Annotated in this window: 6 protein-coding genes; 5 read left to right on the top strand and 1 reads right to left on the bottom strand. The window is 36.3% G+C overall.

What is annotated here, in order from left to right; genetic code table 11:
• Positions 1-726: 726 nt before the first annotated feature.
• The 5 genes from ASU02_RS17330 to ASU02_RS17310 all read left to right on the top strand — a co-directional run bounded on the left by ASU02_RS17330 (position 727) and on the right by ASU02_RS17310 (position 4,329).
• Positions 727-1,419 (top strand): sigma-70 family RNA polymerase sigma factor, encoded by a 693-nt coding sequence (locus tag ASU02_RS17330; RefSeq protein WP_057765907.1) that lies wholly within the window; start codon positions 727-729, stop codon positions 1,417-1,419.
• A 17-nt stretch (positions 1,420-1,436) separates the two neighbouring features.
• Complete coding sequence (gene clpP, locus ASU02_RS17325) at positions 1,437-2,018, top strand: ATP-dependent Clp endopeptidase proteolytic subunit ClpP (protein WP_057765905.1); 582 nt, start codon at positions 1,437-1,439, stop codon at positions 2,016-2,018.
• A gap of 414 nt (positions 2,019-2,432) precedes the next feature.
• Positions 2,433-2,978 (top strand): GNAT family N-acetyltransferase, encoded by a 546-nt coding sequence (locus tag ASU02_RS17320; protein WP_057765903.1) that lies wholly within the window; start codon positions 2,433-2,435, stop codon positions 2,976-2,978.
• Between the two features lie 244 nt (positions 2,979-3,222).
• Positions 3,223-3,924, top strand: a complete 702-nt coding sequence (locus ASU02_RS17315) for a hypothetical protein (protein ID WP_057765901.1) — start codon at positions 3,223-3,225, stop codon at positions 3,922-3,924.
• Between the two features lie 66 nt (positions 3,925-3,990).
• On the top strand, positions 3,991-4,329 hold the full coding sequence (locus tag ASU02_RS17310) for a DnaJ family domain-containing protein (protein WP_057765899.1): 339 nt from the start codon (positions 3,991-3,993) through the stop codon (positions 4,327-4,329).
• Between the two features lie 86 nt (positions 4,330-4,415).
• Here the strand turns inward: ASU02_RS17310 and ASU02_RS17305 are convergent, their stop codons facing one another.
• On the bottom strand, positions 4,416-5,363 hold the full coding sequence (locus ASU02_RS17305) for an SDR family NAD(P)-dependent oxidoreductase (protein WP_057765897.1): 948 nt from the start codon (positions 5,361-5,363) through the stop codon (positions 4,416-4,418).
• Positions 5,364-6,000: the final 637 nt, after the last annotated feature.

Genomic DNA, 6,000 nt, shown 5'->3' with positions numbered 1-6,000 from the left:
CCAACCGAGGTGTATGATGCCCGCAAACAGGGATAATAGCGCTCAGTGGTACCCAACCGAGGTGTATGATGCCCGTAAACAAGGAAAATAGAGCTGAGCGGTACCCAACCGAGGTGTATGATGCCTGCAAACAGTGAAAAGAGAGCTCAGCGGTAACTAAACGATATGTATGATGCCCGCAAACAGGGAAAATAGCGCTCAACGGTACCCAACCGAGGTGTATGATGCCCACAAACAGGAAAAATAGAGCTTAACGGTAACCATAGGAGTAGTTTGATGCCCGCAAACAGGAAAAAAAGCGTTCAGCGGGAACCAAATGCGGTGTATGATGCCCACAAACAGGAAAAATAGCGCTCAACGGTAACCATAGGAGTAGTTTGATGCCCGCAAACAGGAAAAAAAGAGCTCATCGGTACCCAACCGAGGTGTATGATGCCCGCAAACAGGAAAAATAGAGCTCATCGGTACCCAACCGAGAGCTATGATGCACGTTACCAGGTAAGTAGGCATGCAGCGAAACAGCAGTAAGTATTTATTAATCATTTCATTATCAATATCAACTACTTGTTAATACGTACTCACAGATTTTTATTAACTATATATCGACTTGTTCACTCTTCAAAACAAAATGAGTATAATTACAATAAAAAATTTTTTTTGTGCCCGTATCTTTCTTCCCTCCTCTATCCGTTATAAAGGCAAGGAGGTTCAAAAGGAGTGAATAGAATGGTTTCTTATAAAAGCTTGTTTGCTAATGAAAGGGTTCAGATAGAGAAAGGGAGTAATCAATTGAATCAACTGTATCCAGGTCTTTTGCGGTATTGCCGTTTTCTCGCGAAGAACAAATGGGATGCTGACGACCTTGTTCAGGAATCAGTCTTAAAAGCGATCCAGCACTATCATTCTTCAGATGTAAGTCCTGCACTTTTGAACAAAATTGCTTATCATCAATGGATTGATACAATTAGAAAAAGAAATCGTGAAGTTGTTGGCTTTCATGAGGAGCAATTAGCAAATGCTGTTTCTTTAAACACAGATGACCTGCTTGATACAGTAATGCTTTTAGTAAATAGGTTAACACCTAAACAAGCAATCATTTTCTTATTGAAAGAGGCATTCAGCTACCAAGCAAAGGAAATTGCAGATTTGATGGATACATCGGAAATGGCTGTGAAAGCGCTCATTCATAGAACAAGGAAGCGGCTGGAGAAAGAAACAAATCTGCAATCAGTGGATTCCTACTGGTGTGAGGAAGAAAGGGAACTGTTAGGTAACCTGATATATCAATCCTTACAATCTGAAGACCCATCCATATTAATTGAGTATGTATCGGATATTCCTTCATTGGCAAATGTCCCCAAGCTGGCTGAGAAAAAGTATTCTCCATCTTCTCTTGACCTTTATTGTATCGCTGCATAATAAAGGGAGGAATTTTAATGGGTACCATTCCATATGTAATTGAACATTCCAATCGTGGGGAACGCTCGTATGACATATACTCACGTCTATTGAAGGATCGAATTATCATTATTGGGGAAGAAATTAATGAGCAAGTTGCTAACAGTGTCATTGCCCAGCTTTTGTTTTTGGAAGCTGATAACCCAGACAAAGATATTTCCATTTATATTAATAGCCCTGGCGGCTCGACAACTGCTGGCTTTGCGATCTTTGATACAATGGAGTACATTAAACCAGATGTAAGCACCATTTGTATGGGGATGGCTGCCTCATTTGGAGCATTGCTGCTAATTGCTGGTACGAAGGGGAAAAGGTTTGCCCTTCCAAACAGCGAAATTATGATCCATCAGCCGCTTGGCGGTGCAAGAGGGCAGGCAACAGAAATTGAAATATCTGCACGAAGAATTCTTAAACTCCGGGATCATGTCAATCGCATTATTGCCGATCGTACAGGACAGCCAGTAGAAAAAATTGCTAAAGACAGTGATCGTGATTTCTATATGACCGCCGAGGAAGCACTGGAATACGGGATTATCGATAAAATTATTACTAAAAAATAATGTTTAATCGCGCTTTGCTTCGATAATGAGTAAAGCGTTTTTTTGTGATAAAAGCTAAAAGTCGTAAATTGTGGTAAAATTTAGAAAAAAGATGTGTGTGTGCAGGCGGATTATTTTGAAGAATATGATAATCCAAATGCCTAAGATCATGAAAACGAAATGTATGATAAAGAAATTAATTGGGCAGCTGATTAGGAATAAGGACATCCCTTATTGGATTGGTTCCCGCTTTTCAACTATCGAGTGAAAAATGAATACAACAAGGCTGGTTGGTTTGATATCCTTGCAGAAATGATTAAAATGTACCAAAACTTTGCTTTATAGGCCAACGAAAACAACTAAATATTAAGTGGGAGCTGTATGGAAAATCATCTTAGAAAAGCTAAACTTAGTGATGGAAGGAGATTTAAATGAATGCTAATAACTAAACAAGAATTTGAAGTAAATGGAGTTACCTATATTATAAGATCGGCAACCGCTAATGATGCACAAGCATTGTCTAATTTAAGAGTACAAATAGACGGTGAAACCGAAAATATGGATAGAGAAAAAGGGGAGGGCTTCATAGATGCAGCGGGATTTGAAAAACTAATTCATACGGATACTGAAAGTAATAGAAACCTATTTCTAGTTGCTGAGGTTCGTGATCGTGTGGTTGGATTTTCACGATGCGAAGGGAATCAATTAAAAAGATTCTCACATAAAATTGAATTCGGAGTTTGCGTAATAAAAGAGTACTGGGGGTATGGGATTGGGAAAAACCTTCTAAAAGAATCTATTTCCTGGGCAGATTCCAATGGCTTAAAAAAAATCACCTTACAAGTTTTAGAAACAAATGATAAAGCCATCAAACTTTATCAAAAGCTGGGTTTTGAAATTGAAGGGATATTAAAGAAGGACAAAATCCTCTCTGATGGCAACTATTACAACACAATTATTATGGGAAGATTTAAAGAGTGATATTTTCATAGCTTTGCTCATAATTAATTTTCTGCATTATTCCTATAATAGCTCTTTTCCCTCACCATTTTCAGCATATACTGGATAGATGCTGGAACAATGAGATCGAGTCAAGAGTTCAGATTCAGGCTCCTTGTCCCATCCATTTGTATTGAATGTACGGAACTGCCAACATGTCTCTTTTTCCTTTCTAAACGAAACTGATTTCCTTGAAATTCGTCGATTATAAAAAGGGGCGATATCAATGAAAAAGTGGTGTTTATTTATAGTAAGTTTACTTTTATTAACTGGGTGCCGTTCGATGCCATTTGAACAACATAGTGTCATTGATTGGGTTGATTTTATCAAATTAGACGGTCAAACGTATGATGGAGTATACTCTGGTGTTTTAGCTGATCAAAATCTTGTCAATAAGATGATTGGTACAGTTCAATTCAAAGTTGCGGATAATGTAACAAATCCAAATTATAAAATCAAAAATGGGGATGCAGCCTTCCATGAGAAGGGGACACAAATATTTAATATTAAGGGACATCCGAATTTAATTGCTGTGAAGTCGAAGAGTTCGATAAATGGTTACCAAGTCTATTATTCTAGAGATAAGATAGATTATAAATGGCATTTCAAAGATATGCCCACAGAAAAAGTTAAGAAAATTGAAGTTTATCAGGCTTATACATCTGAAGGAAACAAATTGATTTCTGAAATCACACAAGTTGAAGAAGTAAAAAGCCTTCTTCATTTGTTAGTAAGCAGTGAAGTAAATTCTACTTTTGAGCCAAATACAGAAAAAGGAGATCCAACATATTACGAAATGATTTTTTACTCAGAAGACCCTATTGCCTTTAAATTCGGCATACAGTTTGATGGAGCCACCTACTTTTGGCATCCATGGGATACGGCTATCCTATCAAATGACATACAAAGGTTTACAGATCAAGAGTAAAGTAGAAAAATTAATGAAATAGGCTTAAAAACAGGATTGACTAATTTGATAATAAGGAGTGGTTCCATGAGCAGGGAATACAATGATCTAATAGGTGAGATTTTGGAGCGTGCCGGTGAGAAAGATAATTTTAATAATAAAGGCAAAGGAAAGCCGTTATCTAAGGAATATTTGCAGATGGATACATTCCAGCACTTTCAAAAGATTGCGAAGGATGCTGGATACTTGCCGCAATGGGTGAAGCTGCAAAAGGAAATCTCCCAATTAGTCCAATCGTGTAAAACAAAAAGTGAAGTAGAAGAGATTAATAAAAAAATCAAAAAATACAATAAGATTTGTCCACATCAATTACAGAAGGCATTTATAAGCCTGGAGAATATTGAAAAGTATAAGAAAATTTGGTAAAGGACCGATAATGCTCTTCAATGAAATTTTCTATTATTGAGAATCGATAGTGTGATTTGTTTGAACAATCATTTCATGAATTTTTTTCAAAGCTTGTGATCAGTAAGTTTTTTGCATAATTCCCATAACTGCTCTTTCACCTCAAGATTTTCTGCGTAAAATGGGTAGAGAGTGGAACCAATAATTTGTTTCAGCTGTTTATATAAACCAAGTTGTTCATTTGGTGCAGGCTGCATGATTTCTAGCTTATCATTTATCAGCTTTCCAGATGTTTGCAGAAATTCATCAGAGGTACATATTTCGTAATAGTTATTTGCCATGTAAGCTGCAGGCGGGAAGAAAAGGTTTTGTACCATAGCAATGGGTCTCCACCAAGGTTTGACCTTATTAATTGTTTGCTTGGACATTTTAGCTCCATTGATTTGGAGGATATTCACTTTGATTCCGTCTTCCTGGTATTCTTCGGCCAATTTAAATGTAAGAAGAAGCAAAGCCATTTTTGATTGGCAATACATTTTATACACCCGATGACTCCGGCTGTCTTTATATTCTCCTTGTAAATTATCAAAATGAATCTCTGTTTTTTCATTGAAAAAATGTTTAATAATGTTGCTGCCAGCAAAAAGGATTCTAGCGTCGTCCGATTTTTTTAATGGATCCAATAAGAGGGCAGTCATTAAAAAAGGACCGAACACATTAGTAGCAAAAGTGAGTTCAATTTGATCAGGGCTAAGCTGATATTTTTCTCCATGATTAAAATAAGCGGCATTATGAATTAAAATATCTGCTTTCTCAAATTTATTTATAAAATGAGTGCAAAAGCTTCGAATCGAATGAAAGGAGGACATATCCACCTCCATTAGATGGACATTCCTATTATTGGCAGTTTTTATTATCTCAGTTTGTGCAGTTTTACTAATTTCTAAATTTCGGCAAGCCATGATGACTGTGTAGCCTTTTGATGCAAACTGTATTGCTGCTGCTTTTCCAATCCCTGAATTAGCACCAGTAATAATTACACATCGTTCATGCATTTGGATAATCCCTCCTATGGACCAATGTATCTATTTGTTAAAAATCTTTTAAATTTTATGCTTGCTGCACTTTAATATGAGTGAATAATTTTTCATAGCGGTTTTATTTTCTTATGATGGTGAGATCATAGGGGGAAATCATACCAAGAAAATTATATATCGGTTGTAGAAACGCAAGGAAAGAAGGATCTGCAAAATAATTAAGTTATTATGGGGGGAGTATACCATCGAAGAATTTATGGGTCTTTTGTTAGGTACTTTACAACTGTTCTATCCTTTGCTAATTGCTGCCGTCGTTCTTTTTATATATGCACTTATTAAGCAATCTTGGAAGCTTATGCTGATTAGTGCAATTTTACTATATCCGGATGCTTGGTATTTTAGCGGGTCCCCACGATTTCCATGGGCAATATTTGTTCCTCTAATTCAAGTCGTACTGGCAGCATTATTTTATCTAAAAAAAAGAAAATTTAAGTAAAATAGATTGAAAGTTAGTATGCGAGGTATTAATTGCTTAATTCATGATTTTTATCTCATTCCAAATACAGTGGATAGAGAACAAATTAGGATGAAAAGCCGTTTGACTATTATAGACAATTATTACTTAAGCATTGAAGTACCTCTAAAAGTAATAAAA

Origin of the sequence: Cytobacillus praedii, from assembly GCF_001439605.1 — a bacterium.
Classification (GTDB): domain Bacteria; phylum Bacillota; class Bacilli; order Bacillales; family Cytobacillaceae; genus Cytobacillus; species Cytobacillus praedii.
Note: the sequence above shows the minus strand (reverse complement) of the source record. Positions and strands in the feature narration are given on the sequence as shown.